Raw genomic sequence first — 19,876 nt, 5'->3', positions numbered from 1 at the left:
GGTCAAATCCTCACTGAACCGCAACCGCAGGCGTGTTCCACAACACGATTGCAGCGGTCACCAGCAAATTGATCAGGGTCAGTGGCAGGCAGAATTTCCAGCTGAAATCCATCACCTGGTCATAACGCGGACGCGGGATGGAAGCGCGCAGCAGGATGAACAGCATGATGAAGAACGCGGTCTTCAGTGCGAACCAGACGAAGGACAGTTGCGGCAGGATGCCGAACGGACCGTGCCAGCCACCGAAGAACAGGGTGACCAGCAGCGCCGAGATCAGGATGATGCCGATGTATTCACCGACGAAGAACATGCCCCATTTCATACCGGCGTATTCAATGTGGTAACCGTCGGCCAGTTCCTGTTCCGCTTCCGGCTGGTCGAACGGGTGACGGTGAGTCACGGCCACGCCAGCGATGAAGAAGGTACAGAAGCCGAAGAACTGAGGAATGATGAACCACAGGTTCTGCGCCTGGTACTCGACGATGTCGCGCATGTTGAACGAGCCGACCTGCACCACGATGCCCATCAGGGCCAGGCCCATGAACACTTCGTAGGACACGGTCTGCGCCGAGGCACGCAAGCTGCCGAGAAGGGCGAACTTGTTGTTACTCGACCAGCCGGCGAACAGCACCGCGTAGACCGACAAACCAGCCATGGCGAAGAAGAACAGCAGGCCGATGTTCAGATCCGCCACGCCCCAGGTCGGGGTGATCGGGATGATCGCGAACGCGATCAGCAGGGCAGACATGGCCACCACCGGCGCCAGGGTGAAGATCACCTTGTCGGCAAACGGCGGGGTCCAGTCTTCCTTGAAGAACATCTTCAGCATGTCGGCTGCAATCTGGAACATGCCGAACGGACCAACGCGGTTCGGACCGTAACGGTCCTGCCACCAGCCCAGCAGGCGACGCTCGACAAAGCTGAGCAACGCGCCTGCGACCACCACGGCCAGCAGGATCACGATGGCCTTGATGACCGTCAGGATCACATCGATCACTTCAGGGGTGAACCAGGTCATTGCGCTGCCTCCTGCAGACCATCAACGGTTTGGCCGAAAATCGCCGGCGGAATGCCTGCCAGACCGGCCGGCAGTGCAACCAGGCCAGCGCCCAGCTCTTCATTGATGCGCAGCGGAAGACGCAGGGTCTGGCCGGCAACATTGAGGCTCAGCAGTGCGCCGTCGTTGACGCCCAGGCGATCCGCTTCGGACTTGGCCAGTGCAACGTAGGCGGCCGGGATGCGTTCCTGGACCGGAGCGGCTTTCGACGAGTTCTCGTCGCTGCCGAACAGGTGATAGAACGGCACGGCTTGCCAGGTGCCCTGGGCCGGGTTGAACGCGCGCGGAACACTGGCGAACCAGTTCAGCGAATCACCGGTGCTTTCGATCAGGCGGGTGCCCGGATCGCCAGCGCGCAGATGACCACCGACTTCGTCCTGGAACTTGTTCCAGGCTTGCGGCGAGTTCCAGCCCGGCGACCAGGCGAACGGCACTTGCTGACGCGGTTCGGCGGAGCCCGAGTAACCTTCCATCGAGAAGGCGAACGCGGTGTCCTTGTCTTGCGGGGTACGTGGTTCGTGAACGCTGATGTCGGCACGCATCGCGGTGCGACCGGAATAACGCAGCGGCTCACGCGCCAGTTTCAGACCCTTGATGCGGAACGAGGCGGACGGCGCGGCGTCGACGATACGGGCCAGTTGCGTGGTGCTCGAAGCAACGGCAGCGGTCACGTGGTCGAGTTGCGTCCAGTCGATCGGCTGGTTCAGCAGGGTGGCGCGCAGGGCGTGCAGCCAGCGCCAGCCTTCGTGGACCAGAATGCTCGCGTCCATGTATTGCGGGTCGAAAACCTGGAAGAAACGCTGGGCGCGACCTTCCTGGCTGACCAGCGTACCGTCGCCTTCAGCGAAGCTGGCGGCTGGCAGAACCAGATGCGCGCGGTCGCTGGTGGCGGTCTTCTGATGGTCGGCAACGATCACTACTTTCGCAGCGTTCAGTGCCGCATCGACCTTGGCCTTGGCGGTGCGGGTGTACAGATCGTTTTCCAGCACGACGATGGCGTCGGCCTTGCCGTCGATGACCGCTTGCAGCGCAGCATCAACCGACTCGCCACCGAGCATGGCCAGGCCGAGGCTGTTGGCTTCCGGCACGATCAGGCTGATCGAACCGTTCTTCTCGCGCAGCTTCAGGGCCTTGGCGATGTTCGCAGCCGCTTCGATCAAGGCTTTGGAGCCCAGCGAAGTACCGGCGATGATCAGCGGACGCTTGGCCGCGAGCAGGGCGTCGGCGATACGCTTGGCCAGTTCCAGGGCTTCGGCGTCCAGACCTTCAACGGCCGGCGCGCTGGCGTCCAGGGCGTGAGCTACGGCAAAACCGATGCGGGCCAGATCGTCTGGAGCGGCGTGTACACACTCTTCGGCGATGTCATCGAGCTTGGTTTCAGCCAGGCTGGCGATGAACAGCGGGTTCAGCTCGTGCTGACCGATGTTCTTCACGGCGGCGTCGAGCCAAGGCTGAACGCGCATGGCTTCGGCCATGTCTTCAGCCTTGCCTTTCACCGACTGACGCAGAGCCAGGGCCATACGGGCGGCGGTCTGGGTCAGGTCTTCACCGAGGACGAACACCGCGTCGTGGTCTTCGATGTCGCGCATGTTCGGCACTGGCAGCGGGCTGTCTTTCAGCACTTGCAGGACCAGACGGATGCGTTCCAGCTCGGAGGCTTCGATACCGGAGTAGAAGTGCTCGGCGCCTACCAGTTCACGCAACGCGTAGTTGCTTTCCAGGCTGGCACGCGGCGAACCGATACCGACGATGTTGCGACCGCGCAGCAGGTCGGCGGCTTTGTCCAGCGCAGCATCCAGCCCAAGCTTGGTGCCGTCGGCCAGCAACGGCTGACGTGGACGGTCGGTGCGGTTGACGTAGCCATAACCAAAACGGCCACGGTCGCACAGGAAGTACTGGTTCACCGAACCGTTGTAACGGTTTTCGATGCGACGCAGTTCGCCGTAACGCTCGCCCGGGGAGATGTTGCAACCGCTCGAGCAGCCATGGCAGATGCTTGGCGAGAACTGCATGTCCCACTTGCGGTTGTAGCGCTCGGAGTGAGTCTTGTCGGTGAACACACCGGTCGGGCAGACCTCGGTGAGGTTGCCGGAGAACTCGCTTTCGAGGGTGCCGTCTTCAACGCGACCGAAGTACACGTTGTCGTGGGCGCCGAACACACCGAGGTCGGTGCCGCCGGCGTAGTCCTTGTAGAAACGCACGCAGCGGTAGCAAGCGATGCAGCGGTTCATTTCGTGGGAAATGAACGGGCCCAGTTGCTGGTTCTGGTGGGTACGTTTGGTGAAGCGATAACGGCGCTCGTTGTGGCCGGTCATCACGGTCATGTCTTGCAGGTGGCAGTGACCGCCTTCCTCGCACACAGGGCAGTCGTGCGGGTGGTTGGTCATCAGCCATTCGACGACACTGGCGCGGAACGCCTTGGATTCTTCATCGTCGATGGAGATCCAGGTGTTGTCGGTGGCAGGGGTCATGCAGGACATGACGATGCGACCACGGGTGTCGTTCTCGTCGGTGTACTGCTTGACCGCGCACTGGCGGCAGGCCCCGACGCTACCAAGCGCGGGGTGCCAGCAGAAATAAGGGATGTCGAGGCCCAGCGACAGACATGCCTGTAACAGGTTGTCTGCCCCGTCGACTTCGAGCGCTTTGCCGTCTACGTGGATAGTGGCCATGGTTCAAAGGTCTTCGTTGGCCCGGTGTCAGCGGGCGTGGCTAATGGAATCTTGTTATCCGTCCGAATCCAGTCAGCCCCGAAAGGCGTCATCGGACGAAAGGCGAAGGGCACGGACCCTTCGCCTTTTTTAAGCGTTTACGCGCCGACTACGATCGGCTTCGCCAGGGGCGGGACGGCGGCGCTTGCAGGCGCGATACCGGCTTCGAACTCTGGACGGAAGTATTTGATGGCACTGCCCAACGGCTCCACGGCACCCGGTGCGTGAGCACAGAAGGTCTTGCCCGGGCCGAGGAAGTTGACCAGACCCAGCAGGGTCTCGATGTCGCCTGGCTGGCCGCGACCTTGTTCGATCGCCATCAGCAGCTTGACGCTCCATGGCAAACCATCACGGCAAGGGGTGCAGAAACCACAGGATTCGCGAGCGAAGAACTGCTCCATGTTGCGCAGCAGGGACACCATGTTGACGCTGTCGTCCACCGCCATGGCCAGGCCGGTACCCATACGGGTGCCAACCTTGGCGATGCCGCCGGCGTACATTTGTGCGTCGAGGTGTTCAGGCAACAGGAAACCGGTACCGGCGCCGCCTGGCTGCCAGGCTTTCAGCTTGAAGCCGTCGCGCATGCCGCCGGCGTAGTCTTCGAACAGTTCGCGACCGGTCACGCCGAATGGCAGTTCCCACAGGCCAGGGTTCTTGACCTTGCCGGAGAAGCCCATGAGCTTGGTGCCCATGTCTTCGCTGCCGTCGCGGGCCAACGATTTGTACCAGTCCACGCCGTCGGCGATGATCGCCGGCACGTTGCACAGGGTTTCAACGTTGTTCACGCAGGTCGGCTTGCCCCACACGCCAACGGCGGCAGGGAAGGGTGGCTTGGAGCGCGGGTTGGCGCGGCGACCTTCGAGGGAGTTGATCAGTGCGGTTTCTTCACCGCAGATGTAACGCCCGGCGCCGGTGTGGACGAACAGCTCGAAATCGAAGCCGCTGCCCAGGATGTTCTTGCCCAGCAGGCCCGCTGCCTTGGCTTCTTCCACGGCACGGTTCAAGTGCTTGGCGGCGGTGGTGTACTCGCCCCGCAGGAAGATGTAGCCACGGTAGGTTTTCAGCGCGCGGGCACTGATCAGCATGCCTTCGATCAGCAGATGGGGCAGTTGCTCCATCAGCATGCGGTCTTTCCAGGTGTTCGGCTCCATTTCATCCGCGTTGCACAGCAGGTAGCGGATGTTGATGGATTCGTCCTTTGGCATCAGGCCCCACTTCACGCCAGTGGGGAAGCCTGCACCGCCGCGACCTTTGAGGCCGGCGTCTTTCACGGTCTGGACGATGGCGTCCTGATCCATGTCGGCGAAGGCCTTGCGCGCAGCGGCGTAACCGTTCTTGGCCTGGTACTCGTCGAGCCACACGGCTTCGCCGTCGTCACGCAGGCGCCAGGTCAGCGGGTGAGTCTCGGCCGAACGCTGGATGCGGTTGGCCGGGCCGAAAGAAGTCAGGGTCATACGTAGCCCTCGAGCAGTTTGGCGACGCCGGCAGGCTGGACATCGCCAAAGGTGTCGTCATCGATCATCAGCGCCGGTGCCTTGTCGCAGTTGCCGAGGCAGCAGACCGGCAGCAGGGTGAAGCGACCGTCGGCGGTGGTCTGGCCCAGGCCGATACCCAGGTTGTTCTGGATTTCGCTGACCACCGACTCGTGGCCACCGATGTAGCAGACCATGCTGTCGCAGACGCGAATGATGTGACGGCCGACCGGCTGACGGAAGATCTGGCTGTAGAACGTGGCCACGCCTTCAACGTCGCTGGCCGGGATGCCGAGGATCTCGCCGATGGCGTACAGAGCGCCGTCCGGCACCCAGCCGCGCTCTTTCTGAACGATCTTCAGGGCTTCGATCGACGCCGCGCGCGGGTCTTCGTAGTGATGCAGCTCGTGCTCGATGGCCGAGCGCTCGGTTTCACTCAGGGTGAAACGGTCTGTCTGGATAAGCGTGCTGTTCATGCTTAGCGGTCCACGTCGGCCATAACGAAATCGATACTACCCAGGTACGCAATCAGGTCCGCGACCATGCTGCCTTTGATCACCGAAGGGATCTGTTGCAGATGCGGGAAGCTCGGAGTACGGATCCGGGTACGGTAGCTCATGGTGCCGCCGTCGCTCGTCAGGTAATAACTGTTGATGCCCTTGGTCGCTTCGATCATCTGGAAGGATTCGTTGGCCGGCATGACCGGGCCCCACGAAACCTGCAGGAAGTGCGTGATCAAGGTTTCGATGTGCTGCAGCGTGCGCTCTTTCGGCGGCGGCGTGGTCAGCGGGTGATCCGCCTTGTACGGGCCTTCCGGCATGTTGCGCAGGCATTGGTCGATGATCTTGACGCTCTGACGCATTTCTTCGACGCGAACCATGCAGCGGTCGTAGGCATCGCCGTTGGCGGCCAGTGGCACTTCGAACTCGAAGTTCTCGTAGCCGGAGTACGGACGCGCTTTACGCAGGTCGAAGTCGCAACCGGTGGAACGCAGGCCGGCACCGGTGACGCCCCATTCCAGGGCCTCTTTGGTGTTGTACTGGGCAACGCCGATGGTACGACCCTTGAGGATGCTGTTCTGCAGGGCAGCCTTGGTGTATTCGTCGAGGCGCTTTGGCAGCCATTCAACGAAGTCCTTCACCAGTTTTTCCCAGCCGCGCGGCAGGTCGTGAGCGACGCCGCCGATGCGGTACCAGGCCGGGTGCAGACGGAAACCGGTGATGGCTTCGATCACCGTGTACGCCTTCTGGCGGTCGGTGAAGGTGAAGAACACCGGAGTCATGGCGCCGACGTCCTGGATGTAGGTACCCAGGAACAGCAGGTGGCTGGTGATCCGGAAGAACTCGGCCATCATGATGCGGATGACGTCGACCTTCTCTGGCACCTTGATGCCGGCCAGCTTCTCGACCGAGAGCACGTACGGCAGGTTGTTCATCACGCCGCCTAGGTAGTCGATACGGTCGGTGTACGGAATGAAGCTGTGCCAGGACTGACGCTCCGCCATCTTCTCGGCACCACGGTGGTGGTAACCGATGTCCGGAACGCAGTCGACGATTTCTTCACCGTCCAGTTGCAGGATGATGCGGAACGCACCGTGAGCCGAAGGGTGGTTCGGACCCAGGTTGAGGAACATGTAGTCCTCGTTCGCCCCGGAACGCTTCATGCCCCAGTCTTCAGGACGGAAGCGCGCGGCTTCTTCCTCAAGCTGTTGCTTGGCCAGGTTCAGGCTGAACGGATCGAATTCGGTGGCGCGCGCCGGGAAGTCCTTGCGCAGCGGGTGACCTTCCCAGGTCGGCGGCATCATGATGCGCGACAGGTGCGGGTGACCTTTGAAGTCGATGCCGTACATGTCCCAGACTTCACGCTCGTACCAGTTGGCGTTCGGCCAGATGCTGGTGACGGTCGGCAAGCTGAGGTCGCTCTCGGACAAGGCGACCTTGATCATCACGTCACTATTACGTTCCAGCGACATGAGGTGATAGAACACGGTGAAATCGGCACCGCTCGGCAGCCCTTGACGCTTGGTGCGCAGACGCTCGTCCACGCCGTGCAGGTCATAGAGCATGACGTACGGCTTGGGCAGGTTGCGCAGGAAGGTCAGGACTTCGACGAGTTTGGCGCGAGCCACCCACAGCACCGGCATGCCGGTGCGGGTCGGCTGAGCGGTGAACGCTTCGGCGCCAAAACGGTTGTTCAGTTCGACGACCACATCCTGGTCGTCTGCCTTATAAGGCGGGATGTACAGAGCACTGCCTGTAGTCATGGTTATTTTTTCGCTTTCGGTCAACGTAAAGAATGAAGCCAGCTTCTCGTTTCTTTGAAACAGACTGGATCAGACTTCGTCAGGGCTGCGCAGGTTGGTGACTGCGATTCGCTGTTCGCGGCGCTGTTCCTTCTGCGAAGGCATGTCGGCGCGATAAACGCCTTGATCGCCAACGACCCAGGAAAGTGGGCGACGCTCCTGGCCAATGGATTCCTGCAACAGCATCAAGCCTTGCAGAAATGCTTCTGGACGGGGCGGGCAGCCAGGTACGTAGACGTCAACGGGCAGGAACTTGTCCACCCCCTGAACCACGGAGTAGATGTCGTACATGCCGCCGGAGTTGGCGCACGAACCCATCGAGATCACCCACTTGGGCTCGAGCATCTGCTCGTACAGGCGCTGAATGATCGGCGCCATCTTGATGAAGCAGGTCCCGGCGATAACCATGAAGTCGGCCTGACGCGGTGATGCCCGGATAACTTCGGCGCCGAAGCGCGCGATGTCGTGGGGCGCCGTGAAGGCGGTGGTCATTTCCACGTAGCAGCACGACAGACCGAAGTTGTACGGCCACAGGGAGTTCTTACGTCCCCAGTTGACCGCGCCACTCAGCACGTCTTCCAGCTTGCCCATGAAAATGTTTTTGTGGACTTGATCTTCTAACGGATCGGAAACGGTTTCCCGCTGGCCGATCGGATACTGCTCGTTAGGAGCATCGGGGTCGATTCTGGTGAGATTGTATTGCATTGCCAAAGCCTCATTGTTTCAGCTTCGCCTGCCGCTTGCGACGAGCTTCCGGAGCCCAGTCAAGGGCGCCCACTCGGAACAGGTAGACAAGACCTGCCAACAGAATTGCTATGAAAACGAGAGCTTCGACGAATCCGGTCCAGCCGCTTTCGCGGACGGACACAGACCATGCAAAGAGAAAGAGGGCTTCGATATCGAAGATCACGAAGAGCATCGCGACCAGATAGAATTTGGCTGAGAGCCGCAAGCGGGCGCCACCGGTAGGTAGCATGCCGGACTCGAACGGTTCGTTTTTGCTGCGGCCCCAGGCTTTTGACCCGAGGAGGCTGGAGACGCCGAGCATGAAGGCACACAGGCCGACTACACCCAGAAGGAAAATGGCAAAGCCCCAGTTGTGGGCCATGAGTCCTGTCGCTTCGGGCATGCTGGAAATCCTTAACAGAGAGCAAAGGTCTCTGAGCTTGATAAAGAAATAAGGCAGTGACGATATGTCGCAGCAATCAATCGCGCTGATTTTATGGCTAAACACCCTGCAAGTAAAATTCCTATAGCGAAATTATTTATTGGAATAAGGACATAGCGCACCTCGAAGGGCCCGCAGCCCATGCGTTGCGGGCATTAGCCGGGATTTCACGAATTATGTTTTGTAGGAAATGTAACGAACATAGTTGCCGCTAAATGATAATTAATATCGTTTGGAGTGGTTTGGTAACTGTTTAACGGGTCAGTAGTTGGGAAGTTGTCTTATATGCGCGTTACTGCAAGTTGCAGCGGGGCCCGTTTTAGCCGATTTTTGCGATGCGGATACCGCTCTGGATCAATGTTTTGCCTGACAGGCTGTGCCAATTCCTGAGGTGCCTGAAAACCGCAGGCAAAAAAAACGCCCCGAACCAGTCGGGGCGTCAGTTTTTCGGCAATGCGGTTAGCTTTCTATACGGTCCGCAAAGGCCGTTCGCTCAGGCGAAGTCGATCAGTGGAACTGTTCTTCTTCGGTCGAACCGGTCAGCGCGGTCACCGAGGACGTGCCGCCCTGGATCACGGTGGTCATGTCGTCGAAGTAGCCAGTGCCCACTTCCTGCTGGTGAGCCACGAAGGTGTAACCCTTGGCGGCGTCAGCGAATTCCTGCTCTTGCAGCTTCACATAGGCAGTCATGTCGTTGCGGGCGTAGTCGTGCGCCAGGTTGAACATGCTGTGCCACATGTTGTGAATGCCGGCCAGGGTGATGAACTGGTGCTTGTAACCCATGGCGGACAGTTCGCGCTGGAACTTGGCGATGGTCGCGTCGTCCAGGTTTTTCTTCCAGTTGAAGGAAGGCGAGCAGTTGTACGACAGGATCTGGTCCGGGTATTCCTTTTTGATCGCTTCGGCGAAACGACGGGCTTCGTCCAGGTCTGGTTTAGCGGTTTCGCACCAGATCAGGTCGGCGTACGGCGCGTAGGCCAGGCCACGGGCGATTGCCTGGTCCAGACCGGCACGAACCTTGTAGAAGCCTTCCTGAGTACGATCGCCCGTTACGAACGGCTTGTCATACGGGTCGCAGTCGGAAGTCAGCAGGTCGGCAGCGTTGGCGTCGGTACGGGCCAGGATGATGGTCGGTACACCGGCAACGTCGGCAGCCAGACGAGCAGCGGTCAGCTTCTGCACGGCTTCCTGGGTTGGAACCAGAACCTTGCCGCCCATGTGGCCGCATTTCTTCACGGAAGCCAGCTGGTCTTCGAAGTGAACGCCGGCGGCGCCTGCTTCGATCATGCTCTTCATCAGCTCGTAGGCGTTCAGTACGCCGCCGAAACCGGCTTCGGCGTCAGCCACGATTGGCGCGAAGTAGTCGATGTAGCCATCGTCGCCCGGGTTCTTGCCGGCTTTCCACTGGATCTGGTCGGCACGACGGAACGAATTGTTGATGCGCTTGACCACGGTTGGAACCGAGTCCACCGGGTACAGCGACTGGTCCGGGTACATCGATTCGGCGGAGTTGTTGTCCGCAGCGACTTGCCAGCCCGACAGGTAGATCGCCTGGATACCGGCTTTAACCTGTTGCACAGCCTGGCCGCCGGTCAGGGCGCCCATGCAGTTGACGAAATCTTTCTCTGGGCGGAAGGACGGCTTGGCACCCTGGGTGACCAGGTTCCACAGTTTTTCGGCGCCCATTTTTGCAAAGGTGTGCTCTGGTTGAACCGAGCCACGCAGACGGACGACGTCAGCAGCGGAATAATTGCGAGTCACGCCTTTCCAGCGCGGGTTTTCAGCCCAGTCTTTTTCAAGGGCTGCAATTTGCTGTTCGCGTGTCAGTGCCATGGAGATAAACCTCGTCGCGTCTTTATGAAAAGTTGTTCTGCGGTGGAAAATTCCTTGCGCTCGCTGACCAGAAGCTTAGGTGGTCAGGTCGGGTTCGGCGGGGCAGGCGACGGGATGAACGATGGGCTCGAGGGGAGGTGAGCAGGTAAAGGCGAACTGGCGGGCGCATTCGGGCGTCGTGGGCCTTTATACGAACTACAGTGTAAAGCCGGGTTACCTAATTACGCTTCCGTCCCTCGGGACAACTTCGTTCCAGTCGGCAACCTCGTCAAACACACCTTGTGGGCGGTACAGACACGAAACGGCTCGCGGGGATGGTTGCGAGCATCGCTTCGAAGGCCCTTGCCAGGGCCTCTGATTAGCGGGAGCGAGGCCATCATGCCTTCGCTTTTTTGGCTCGTCAAACGTTTTGTAGTGCTTTTTTTCAAGCACTACATCTTTCGTCTAATACGACTAATCAGTCAGTTTTTGGTGCTTTAGTCCAACGTGTCGACTTTCACCCGCAACGTCATGTCATCCCGGCCTTGAGTCGAGTAGCTGCGGGCCAGGCCCTGTTTGTCGGCCTGGGTCTGGCGATTCACGCCGGCGAGGGTGATCCATTCGCCCAGGCGTCCGGTGACGGTTGTGTCGGTGCTCTGCACGTTCACTACATCGGGACGTTCCTGGCTCATGCGGTCACGGTTGGTACTGATGGCCAGGTGGACGGTTTCGCCGGTGACGCTGGCGGTGACGTAAAAGCCCTGGGTAACGTTGCGATATTGAGTCTGGCTGCTGTAATCGCCGTAGGAGTTGGTCTGGCTGCTGGTGATCGGCACGCTTTGGCCAACCTGGATCAGCGCCGGTGCGCCTTCGCTGGCCTGGATCTGCTGAATGCCGCCGTCACGGCTGGCAGTGCTGCGGCTGATGATCCGGGTTTGAGCGCCGTTGACCGAATAGCCTTCATCGCCGCGACCGTTGTTTTCATTGGTGTCGACCGTGATCAGCAGGCGCTTGGGTGCGGTGTCGAGCTGCGAGAGCAGGTCCTTGAGTTCTTCGATCTTGCCGGGCTCGGCCTTGACGATCAGTTGGTTGCCATAGGCGCTGACCTGGCCGTCCTTGCCGATGAAGTCCTGTGCCACCGGCAGCATGTCGGCGCTGGTGTGGTATTTGAGGGGTACGATTTCTGTGGCTGCCATCACCGAAAAACTGCAGCCGAGCAGCAGGGTGGTGAGCAGGGTGCGTAGGGACATGTCCGTTATCTCCGCTTTCGAAAGGCTTGATATTGCCAGTTTGTCGGCCCGGGGTGGGGCAAGTTGAATCGTAGACAGCAAAACGCCCCGGCATCGTGAGATGGCGGGGCGTTTTACACGCTTCAAGGCAGAAGGTCAGGCCGAATGACGAACCATATCGACATGCGGAATCCCTGCTTCCAGGAATTCCTCGCTGACCAGGTTGAAACCCAGGCGCTCATAGAACGCCGTGGCCTGAACCTGGGCGCTGAGCATCTGCTGCTTCAGGCCGCGTGCTTCCGCTTCGGCAATCACCGCTTGCATCAGCGCATCGCCGACCTTCAGGCCGCGCCAGTCCTTCAGCACAGAAACCCGGCCAACATGCCCGTCGGGCAAGAGGCGGGCGGTGCCGATCGGAAAGTCGCCTTCGAAAGCCAGGAAATGCACCGCCGTGGCGTCATCGGCGTCCCACTCAAGCTCGGGTGGAACTGATTGTTCGGCAATGAACACCGTTTCGCGAATGCGGCGGATCTCGGCGTTGTCCTTTTGCCAGTCTGCAACACGTACGCGAATCTTATTCATCGTCGGCGAACCCCAGGCTTCCCTGTTTGACCAGTTCGCACAGCAGGCCGCGACCGTCTTCGTCGCTCAGCCAGTCACCGAGGTTGTCGGTGTGCAGGGCGTCGGCGGAGCAGATCAGCTTCAGCAGTTCGCGCAGCTTGCCTGGCAGGTAACGGCTCTGGCCGCTGGCGAACAGCAGCAGATCGTCATCGACGTCCGACCACGCCAGGCGCGCGCTCGGGTTGCGGATCAGGATGGCACCGTCTTCGAGCGCGCCAAGGAGGTCTTCTTCCTCGACTTCTTCCGGGCCGACCACCAGCTCTGGGTAACGTGGCTCGGTCATGTACTGGCCGAACCAGGTCAGCAGCAGGCGTTCGTCGCTCATGTGCTCGGCGAGCAGGGCTTTCAGGCGGCCGAGGGCATCGTGCTGGATCTGATGTGGGTCATCGCTGACCGGTTTGGCATCGGCGTCGGTGTAGCGCTCTTCGTCAGTCAGGAACTGGCTGAGGAAATCGGTGAAGTGGGTCAGCACTTCAGCGGCGCTTGGTGCGCGGAAGCCGACCGAGTAGGTCATGCAGTCATCGACGGCAACGCCGCAGTGAGCCAGTCGCGGCGGCAGGTAGAGCATGTCGCCCGGTTCCAGGACCCACTCTTCGGTCTCGTGGAATTCGGCGAGGATGCGCAGGTCCGCGTGTTGCAGCAACGGGCTTTCGGAGTCGCACATCTGGCCGATTTTCCAGTTGCGCTTGCCGTGGCCTTGCAGCAGGAACACGTCGTAGTTGTCGAAGTGCGGGCCGACGCTGCCACCCGGGGCGGCGAAGCTGATCATCACGTCGTCGACGCGCCAGCTTGGCAGGAAACGGAAGTTTTCCAGCAGCTCGCTGACTTCCGGCACGAACTGATCGACCGCTTGCACCAGCAGGGTCCACTCGCGCTCCGGCAGTTTGCTGAATTCGTCTTCGGCGAACGGGCCGCGACGCAGTTCCCATGGACGCTCGCCGTGCTCGATCACCAGGCGCGATTCGACTTCTTCTTCCAGGGCCAGGCCGGCGAGTTCGTCGGCGTCGATCGGGCTTTCGAAATCAGGAATCGCCTGACGGATCAGCAGTGGTTTTTTCTGCCAGTAATCGCGCATGAATTCGCGCGCCGTAAGACCACCCAGAAGTTGAAGAGGAATATCGGGATTCATATGTAACCTATTGAAAAAAAGCATTTTTCAGACGGGAATAAAAACGCCCGGCGCGGCCGGGCGTCTCAAACGGGTCAAGCAGTCGATCAGATGCGTTTGGCTTGCGCTACAGCGTTGCCGATGTAGTTGGCCGGGGTCAGTTGCTTGAGCTCGGCTTTCGCAGCGGCCGGCATGTCCAGGCCGTCGATGAAAGTCTGCAGCGCTTCAGGGCTGATGCCCTTGCCGCGCGTCAGTTCTTTCAGCTTCTCGTACGGGTTTTCGATGTTGTAGCGGCGCATCACGGTCTGGATCGGCTCGGCCAGGACTTCCCAGCAAGCGTCCAGATCGGCAGCGATCTTGTCAGCGTTCAGCTCGAGCTTGCTGATGCCTTTGAGGCTCGCTTCGTACGCGATCACGCTGTGGGCGAAGCCGACACCGAGGTTGCGCAGAACGGTGGAGTCGGTCAGGTCGCGCTGCCAGCGGGAGATCGGCAGTTTGCTCGCCAGGTGCTGGAACAGCGCGTTGGCGATGCCCAGGTTACCTTCGGAGTTTTCGAAGTCGATCGGGTTGACCTTGTGCGGCATGGTCGACGAACCGATTTCGCCGGCGATGGTGCGCTGCTTGAAGTAACCCAGGGAGATGTAGCCCCAGATGTCACGGTCGAAGTCGATCAGGATGGTGTTGAAGCGCGCAATGGCGTCGAACAGCTCGGCGATGTAGTCGTGCGGCTCGATCTGCGTGGTGTACGGGTTGAAGCCCAGACCCAGCTCGTCTTCGATGAAGGCGCGGGCGTTAGCTTCCCAGTCGATCTGCGGGTAGGCCGACAGGTGAGCGTTGTAGTTGCCGACAGCGCCGTTGATCTTGCCCAGCAGCGGAACGGCAGCGACCTGAGCGATCTGGCGCTCGAGACGGTAAACCACGTTCGCCAGCTCTTTACCCAGAGTGGTCGGCGAAGCCGGCTGACCGTGGGTGCGCGACAGCATCGGCACGTCGGCGAAGCGGATCGCCAGTTCGCGGATGGCGTTGGCAGTCTGGCGCATCAGCGGCAGCATCACGTCGTCACGGCCTTCGCGCAGCATCAGGGCGTGGGACAGGTTGTTGATGTCCTCGCTGGTGCAGGCGAAGTGGATGAATTCGCTGACCTTGGCCAGCTCCGGCAGCTTGGCCGCTTGCTCTTTGAGCAGGTATTCGATCGCTTTTACGTCGTGGTTGGTGGTGCGCTCGATCTCTTTCACGCGCTCGGCGTGCTCCAGCGAGAAGTTTTCGGCCAGTTCATTCAGAACGGCGTTGGCTTCGGCGGAGAAGGCTGGCACTTCCGGGATGCCGGCGTGAGCGGCCAGGCGCTGGAGCCAGCGCACTTCAACCAGAACGCGGGCACGGATCAGACCGTACTCGCTGAAAATTGGGCGCAGGGCCTGGGTTTTGCCGGCGTAGCGGCCGTCAACAGGGGAAACCGCAGTGAGCGAAGAGAGCTGCATGGGGTGTTCTCGGACAGTCGGGCAACGAAATGGGGCGCGTATCATACATGAAAAAATCCGCCGGTCCGTCGCCAACTGACCGGCGTATTACGCGTTACAGACTACAAAGCTTTTATTGCGCGGCGATTTACTCGCTGCGCATCAACGGATACAGCTCTTTGAGCAATTTGCGTCGGCTCACGACCAGCTGCCAGCGATGGCCGCCGAGCTGACGCCACAGGCGTGCCGAACGAATGCCGGCGAGCAGCAGGGCGCGGATCTTCGAGGCATTGCTCGGCTGCTGCAGATTGCGCATGTCGCCATGCACCTGAATGCGTTGGCGCAGCGTGCTCAGGGTGTCCTGATACAGCGCACCGCAGGCCGCGATCACGTTTTCGTGGGCCGGGCCGAAATGTTCGACCTGCGACTGGATCTGCGGCAAGCGCTTGCCGATCACGTCGAGCATGTCGTTGCGCTTGGCCAATTGCCGCTCGAGGCCGAGCATCGACAGGGCGTAGCGCAGCGGTTCGCGCTGCAAGGTGCTCGGGTCGCGCTCGAGGGCGCCGATCAGCGCGCGGTAACCCTCGCGCAGGTTGATATCGTCGCCGCCGTAAACATCCAGCGTGTCTTTCGGGTCGCGAACCAGCAGGCTGCCGAGCATGCAGCTCAAGCCGGCCTCGTTGGTCTGGCCGGTCTTGGCGATCCGGTCGACCAGCACGGCGGCGAGAAACACGCCGCCCAGAGCGGTCAATTGCTCCTGAGTCGGGCTCATGCCTGGCCGCTCCACGGCTCGGCGACTTCGATCACGCCGCCGCCGAGGCAGATTTCACCGTCATAGAACACCACCGACTGGCCCGGCGTGACCGCGCGCTGCGGCTCGTCGAACACGGCGCGATAGCCGGTCTCGGTTTTTTCCAGCGTGCAGGCCTGATCGCTCTGGCGATAACGAACCTTGGCGGTCAGGCGCAGTGGCTGGCTCAAGTCGATCGGGTTGACCCAATAGATTTCCGAAGCGAGCAGGGCGCTGGAGAACAGCCACGGATGGTTGTTGCCCTGGCCGACGATCAGCTCGTTGGTGTCCAGATCCTTGCGCAGCACGTACCACGGCTCATCGCCGGCGTCTTTCAGACCACCGATGCCCAGGCCCTGACGCTGGCCGATGGTGTGGTACATCAAGCCGTGGTGACGGCCGATGACTTCGCCTTCGGTGGTCTTGATCTCGCCCGGTTGCGCCGGCAGGTATTGCTTGAGGAAATCGCTGAAGCGACGCTCGCCGATGAAGCAGATCCCGGTGGAATCCTTCTTCTTGGCGGTCGCCAGTTCGTATTTCTCGGCAATTGCACGGACTTCCGGTTTTTCCAGTTCGCCGACCGGGAACAGGGTCTTGGCGATCTGTTCGCCGCCGACGGCGTGCAGGAAGTAGCTCTGATCCTTGTTCGGATCCAGGCCTTTGAGCAGCTCGGTGCGGCCATCGATGTCGCGGCGGCGCACGTAGTGACCGGTGGCAATCAGGTCGGCGCCGAGCATCATGGCGTAGTCGAGGAACGCCTTGAACTTGATCTCGCGGTTGCACAGGATGTCCGGGTTCGGCGTGCGGCCGGCCTTGTATTCGGCCAGGAAGTGCTCGAACACGTTGTCCCAGTACTCGGCGGCGAAGTTGGCGGTGTGCAGCTTGATACCGATCTTGTCGCACACAGCCTGAGCATCCGCCAGGTCGTCCATGGCGGTGCAGTATTCCGTTCCGTCGTCTTCTTCCCAGTTCTTCATGAACAGGCCTTCCACCTCATAACCCTGCTCGATCAGCAGGAGAGCGGAAACGGAAGAGTCCACGCCGCCGGACATGCCGACAATGACGCGCTTCTTGGATGTGTCAGAAGGGGCTGGATCACGCATAGGGATTCAATGAGTGTCTTGAAAAAGGACGCGATTCTATCAGGCTCACGGCCTCAAGGCTAAAGGGAAGGGCGGATCAGTTCGAGGCCGAAGCGATTGCCGGCCAGATAATCATCGATGCAGCGGATGATCAGCTCGCTGCGCCAGTGCTCGCGCTGCTCGATTAATTCCTCGCGGGTCAGCCACTTGGCGCCGACGATGCCGTCGTCCAGCTGATAATCCGGGTGGTGTTTCACGGCTTTGGCGCTAAAGCACACGCGCTGGTAAGTCACGCCGTTGCTCGGGGCGGTATACAGATAAATGCCGACCACGGCGGTGGGCTCGACGTCCCAGCCGGTTTCTTCGAGGGTTTCGCGCACGGCGGCTTCGATCAGGGTTTCGTCCGGATCCAGATGACCGGCGGGCTGATTGAGCACGTTACGCCCTGCTTTGTGTTCCTCGACCATCAGAAAACGACCGTTGTCCTCGACGATGGTGGCGACAGTGATGTGGGGGAGCCATTGCATTGATTGAATCTCCTGGGCGAAAGGCAGAAACACAAACCCCGGCGCATGGCCGGGGTTTGTGATGTTCCCTTTACAACCTTATACCAGCGCAGCGATGGCCGCGTTGAGGGTTGCGCTTGGGCGCATGGCCTTGCTGATCAGCTCGGCATTGGCGTGGTAGTAACCGCCGATGTCCACTGGCTTGCCTTGAACGGCGTTGAGCTCGGCGACGATGGTCGCTTCGTTCTCGGTCAGGGTCTTGGCCAGAGTTGCGAACTGCGCTTGCAGTGCAGTGTCTTCGGTCTGGGCGGCCAGGGCTTGTGCCCAGTACATCGCCAGGTAGAAGTGGCTGCCGCGGTTGTCGATGTTGCCGACTTTGCGCGATGGCGACTTGTTGTTGTCGAGGAACTGGCCGGTGGCCTGATCCAGGGTCTTGGACAGAACCAGCGCTTTCGGGTTGTTGTAGTTCACACCCAGGTGCTCGAGAGAAGCGGCCAGGGCCAGGAATTCACCCAGCGAGTCCCAGCGCAGGAAGTTCTCTTCGACCAGTTGCTGCACGTGCTTCGGAGCCGAACCGCCGGCGCCGGTTTCGAACAGGCCACCGCCGTTCATCAGCGGCACGATCGACAGCATCTTGGCGCTGGTGCCCAGTTCCATGATCGGGAACAGGTCGGTCAGGTAGTCACGCAGTACGTTGCCGGTCACCGAAATGGTGTCCTTGCCTTCGCGGGTGCGCTGCAGGGTGTATTTCATGGCATCGACCGGCGCCATGATCTGGATGTCCAGACCAGCGGTGTCGTGATCCTTCAGGTAAGCCTGAACTTTCTCGATCACCACGCCGTCGTGGGCGCGCATCGGGTCCAGCCAGAAAATGGCTGGAGTTGCGCTTGCACGAGCGCGGTTGACGGCCAGTTTGACCCAGTCCTGGATCGGCGCGTCTTTGGTCTGGCACATACGGAAGATGTCGCCGGCTTCAACAGCCTGTTCCATCAGCAGGGTGCCTTTGCTGTCGGTCACGCGAACCACGCCGTCGGCCTTGATCTGGAAGGTCTTGTCGTGGGAGCCGTATTCTTCAGCCTTTTTAGCCATCAGGCCAACGTTTGGCACGCTGCCCATGGTGGTCGGATCGAAAGCACCATTGGCTTTGCAATCTTCGATCACGGCCTGGTAGATGGTGGCGTAGCAGCGATCCGGGATCACAGCCTTGGTGTCGTGCAGCTGGCCGTCGGTGCCCCACATCTTGCCGGAGTCACGGATCATGGCCGGCATCGAGGCGTCGACGATCACGTCGCTCGGCACGTGCAGGTTGGTGATGCCTTTGTCGGAGTTGACCATCGCCAGCGACGGACGAACGGCGTAGACCGCCTGCACGTCAGCTTCGATCTGGGCTTGCTGCTCGGCCGGCAGGGATTTGATGCGGGCGTACAGGTCGCCGATGCCGTTGTTCAGGTTGAAGCCGATTTCTGCCAGCACGTCGGCGTGCTTGGTCAGGGCGTCTTTGTAGAACTCGGCAACGATCTGGCCGAACATGATCGGGTCGGAGACCTTCATCATGGTGGCTTTCAGGTGAACCGACAGCAGCACGCCTTGTTGCTTGGCGCTGTCGATTTCAGCGGCGATGAACGCGCGCAGGGCCTTTTTGCTCATCACGGAGCAGTCGAGGATCTCGCCCGCCTGAACGGTGGTTTTTTCTTTCAGGACGGTAGCGGTGCCGTCTTTGGCGATCAGCTCGATCTTCACGGCGTCAGCGGCGTCGATCAGGGCAGCTTTTTCGCTGCCGTAGAAATCGCCGGTGCTCATGTGAGCGACGTGGGACTTGGAGTCCTTGGCCCAGGCGCCCATTTTGTGCGGGTGCTTGCGAGCGTAGTTCTTGACCGACAGCGGAGCACGGCGGTCGGAGTTGCCTTCGCGCAGAACCGGGTTCACCGCGCTGCCCTTGACCTTGTCGTAGCGCGCCTTGGCGTCTTTGTCGGCGTCGCTGGTCACGGTTTCCGGGTAGTCCGGCAGGTTGTAGCCCTGGGCTTGCAGTTCTTTGATCGCGGCTTGCAGTTGCGGAACCGAGGCGCTGATGTTCGGCAGCTTGATGATGTTGGCTTCAGGCGTAACGGCCAGGTCGCCCAGTTCGGCGAGGTGGTCGGCTACGGCTTTGTCACCCAGTTGCTCGGGGAAGCTGGCCAGAATACGTGCTGCAAGAGAGATATCGCGGGTTTCCACGGCGATATCGGCCGAGGCAGTGTAAGCCTCGATGATCGGCAGCAGGGAATAGGTGGCGAGGGCTGGAGCTTCGTCGGTGAAGGTATAGATGATCTTCGAGCGGGTGGGCATATTCGGATTAACTCTCTCTTCTTTGCTAAAGCGTGCGCAGAAACTCGAGGGGCGCCGGGTAAGCGCGTTCGTTCAAAGTCATCCATGAACCGAATGTCGAGAATCTTCGCGGTGATGTTGGGTGCATCAGTAGAGCGTCAAGCAGTCGGACTGCGGTAACAACCCGACCAATCAGGCGGAAAGTCTCGTGCTAGAGAGGCCAGCCGTCGTGACCCTTTGGTCAGCGGGCGGCATTA

General features: G+C 60.5%; 16 protein-coding genes. All 16 read right to left on the bottom strand.

The features are described 5' to 3' along the window. Positions 1–10 precede the first annotated feature (10 nt). Entirely contained in the window at positions 11–1,018 is a 1,008-nt protein-coding gene (gene nuoH / locus AC0R79_RS19740) for an NADH-quinone oxidoreductase subunit NuoH (protein ID WP_007951460.1), read from the bottom strand. Beyond that, positions 1,015–3,729 (bottom strand): NADH-quinone oxidoreductase subunit NuoG, encoded by a 2,715-nt coding sequence (nuoG, locus tag AC0R79_RS19735; protein WP_375747446.1) that lies wholly within the window; start codon positions 3,727–3,729, stop codon positions 1,015–1,017. The genes nuoH and nuoG overlap by 4 nt, the downstream gene beginning before the upstream one ends. 137 nt (positions 3,730–3,866) lie before the next feature. Beyond that, the gene (gene nuoF, locus AC0R79_RS19730) at positions 3,867–5,222 is read right to left on the bottom strand and encodes an NADH-quinone oxidoreductase subunit NuoF (protein WP_007951458.1); all 1,356 of its coding nucleotides are present in this window, start codon (positions 5,220–5,222) and stop codon (positions 3,867–3,869) included. Continuing rightward, positions 5,219–5,716, bottom strand: a complete 498-nt coding sequence (gene nuoE, locus AC0R79_RS19725; protein ID WP_003223804.1) for an NADH-quinone oxidoreductase subunit NuoE — start codon at positions 5,714–5,716, stop codon at positions 5,219–5,221. The genes nuoF and nuoE overlap by 4 nt, the downstream gene beginning before the upstream one ends. A 2-nt stretch (positions 5,717–5,718) precedes the next feature. Next, entirely contained in the window at positions 5,719–7,503 is a 1,785-nt protein-coding gene (gene nuoC / locus AC0R79_RS19720; RefSeq protein WP_007951457.1) for an NADH-quinone oxidoreductase subunit C/D, read from the bottom strand. Between the two features lie 69 nt (positions 7,504–7,572). Further along, a complete protein-coding gene (locus AC0R79_RS19715; RefSeq protein WP_007951456.1) occupies positions 7,573–8,247 on the bottom strand; it encodes a NuoB/complex I 20 kDa subunit family protein in 675 nt (224 codons plus the stop codon). Positions 8,248–8,257: 10 nt separating this feature from the next. Next, positions 8,258–8,671 (bottom strand): NADH-quinone oxidoreductase subunit A, encoded by a 414-nt coding sequence (locus AC0R79_RS19710; RefSeq protein WP_003223812.1) that lies wholly within the window; start codon positions 8,669–8,671, stop codon positions 8,258–8,260. Positions 8,672–9,217: 546 nt separating this feature from the next. Beyond that, positions 9,218–10,543, bottom strand: a complete 1,326-nt coding sequence (gene aceA, locus AC0R79_RS19705) for an isocitrate lyase (RefSeq protein WP_127798722.1) — start codon at positions 10,541–10,543, stop codon at positions 9,218–9,220. A gap of 476 nt (positions 10,544–11,019) precedes the next feature. Continuing rightward, positions 11,020–11,772, bottom strand: a complete 753-nt coding sequence (locus tag AC0R79_RS19700) for a secretin N-terminal domain-containing protein (protein WP_007951453.1) — start codon at positions 11,770–11,772, stop codon at positions 11,020–11,022. 135 nt (positions 11,773–11,907) lie between these two features. Then, complete coding sequence (locus AC0R79_RS19695) at positions 11,908–12,333, bottom strand: GNAT family N-acetyltransferase (RefSeq protein WP_007951452.1); 426 nt, start codon at positions 12,331–12,333, stop codon at positions 11,908–11,910. Beyond that, positions 12,326–13,501, bottom strand: a complete 1,176-nt coding sequence (locus AC0R79_RS19690) for a ribosomal protein uL16 3-hydroxylase (protein ID WP_007951451.1) — start codon at positions 13,499–13,501, stop codon at positions 12,326–12,328. Before AC0R79_RS19690 ends, AC0R79_RS19695 begins: the two co-directional genes overlap by 8 nt. A gap of 86 nt (positions 13,502–13,587) precedes the next feature. Then, positions 13,588–14,958, bottom strand: a complete 1,371-nt coding sequence (gene purB / locus AC0R79_RS19685; RefSeq protein WP_039767413.1) for an adenylosuccinate lyase — start codon at positions 14,956–14,958, stop codon at positions 13,588–13,590. A gap of 127 nt (positions 14,959–15,085) precedes the next feature. Next, positions 15,086–15,709, bottom strand: a complete 624-nt coding sequence (hflD, locus tag AC0R79_RS19680; RefSeq protein ID WP_039767411.1) for a high frequency lysogenization protein HflD — start codon at positions 15,707–15,709, stop codon at positions 15,086–15,088. Beyond that, complete coding sequence (gene mnmA / locus AC0R79_RS19675) at positions 15,706–16,830, bottom strand: tRNA 2-thiouridine(34) synthase MnmA (protein WP_074688946.1); 1,125 nt, start codon at positions 16,828–16,830, stop codon at positions 15,706–15,708. The genes hflD and mnmA overlap by 4 nt, the downstream gene beginning before the upstream one ends. Before the next feature lie 59 nt (positions 16,831–16,889). Then, positions 16,890–17,336 carry an NUDIX hydrolase gene (locus tag AC0R79_RS19670; RefSeq protein WP_127798718.1) on the bottom strand — a complete coding sequence of 149 codons (447 nt, stop codon included), beginning with the start codon at positions 17,334–17,336 and terminating at the stop codon, positions 16,890–16,892. A gap of 78 nt (positions 17,337–17,414) precedes the next feature. After that, a complete protein-coding gene (locus AC0R79_RS19665) occupies positions 17,415–19,640 on the bottom strand; it encodes an NADP-dependent isocitrate dehydrogenase (RefSeq protein WP_127798716.1) in 2,226 nt (741 codons plus the stop codon). Positions 19,641–19,876 lie beyond the last annotated feature (236 nt).

It is taken from the genome of Pseudomonas sp. HD57-3 (genome assembly GCF_056113135.1).
Note: the sequence above shows the minus strand (reverse complement) of the source record. Positions and strands in the feature narration are given on the sequence as shown.

What these genes read in the sequence shown, in the direction of transcription:
- nuoH (WP_007951460.1), bottom strand. Translation starts at nt 1,018, where the DNA reads ATGACCTGGTTCACCCCTGAAGTGATCGATGTGATCCTGACGGTCATC.
- nuoG (WP_375747446.1), bottom strand. Translation starts at nt 3,729, where the DNA reads ATGGCCACTATCCACGTAGACGGCAAAGCGCTCGAAGTCGACGGGGCA.
- nuoF (WP_007951458.1), bottom strand. Translation starts at nt 5,222, where the DNA reads ATGACCCTGACTTCTTTCGGCCCGGCCAACCGCATCCAGCGTTCGGCC.
- nuoE (WP_003223804.1), bottom strand. Translation starts at nt 5,716, where the DNA reads ATGAACAGCACGCTTATCCAGACAGACCGTTTCACCCTGAGTGAAACC.
- nuoC (WP_007951457.1), bottom strand. Translation starts at nt 7,503, where the DNA reads ATGACTACAGGCAGTGCTCTGTACATCCCGCCTTATAAGGCAGACGAC.
- AC0R79_RS19715 (WP_007951456.1), bottom strand. Translation starts at nt 8,247, where the DNA reads ATGCAATACAATCTCACCAGAATCGACCCCGATGCTCCTAACGAGCAG.
- AC0R79_RS19710 (WP_003223812.1), bottom strand. Translation starts at nt 8,671, where the DNA reads ATGCCCGAAGCGACAGGACTCATGGCCCACAACTGGGGCTTTGCCATT.
- aceA (WP_127798722.1), bottom strand. Translation starts at nt 10,543, where the DNA reads ATGGCACTGACACGCGAACAGCAAATTGCAGCCCTTGAAAAAGACTGG.
- AC0R79_RS19700 (WP_007951453.1), bottom strand. Translation starts at nt 11,772, where the DNA reads ATGTCCCTACGCACCCTGCTCACCACCCTGCTGCTCGGCTGCAGTTTT.
- AC0R79_RS19695 (WP_007951452.1), bottom strand. Translation starts at nt 12,333, where the DNA reads ATGAATAAGATTCGCGTACGTGTTGCAGACTGGCAAAAGGACAACGCC.
- AC0R79_RS19690 (WP_007951451.1), bottom strand. Translation starts at nt 13,501, where the DNA reads ATGAATCCCGATATTCCTCTTCAACTTCTGGGTGGTCTTACGGCGCGC.
- purB (WP_039767413.1), bottom strand. Translation starts at nt 14,958, where the DNA reads ATGCAGCTCTCTTCGCTCACTGCGGTTTCCCCTGTTGACGGCCGCTAC.
- hflD (WP_039767411.1), bottom strand. Translation starts at nt 15,709, where the DNA reads ATGAGCCCGACTCAGGAGCAATTGACCGCTCTGGGCGGCGTGTTTCTC.
- mnmA (WP_074688946.1), bottom strand. Translation starts at nt 16,830, where the DNA reads ATGCGTGATCCAGCCCCTTCTGACACATCCAAGAAGCGCGTCATTGTC.
- AC0R79_RS19670 (WP_127798718.1), bottom strand. Translation starts at nt 17,336, where the DNA reads ATGCAATGGCTCCCCCACATCACTGTCGCCACCATCGTCGAGGACAAC.
- AC0R79_RS19665 (WP_127798716.1), bottom strand. Translation starts at nt 19,640, where the DNA reads ATGCCCACCCGCTCGAAGATCATCTATACCTTCACCGACGAAGCTCCA.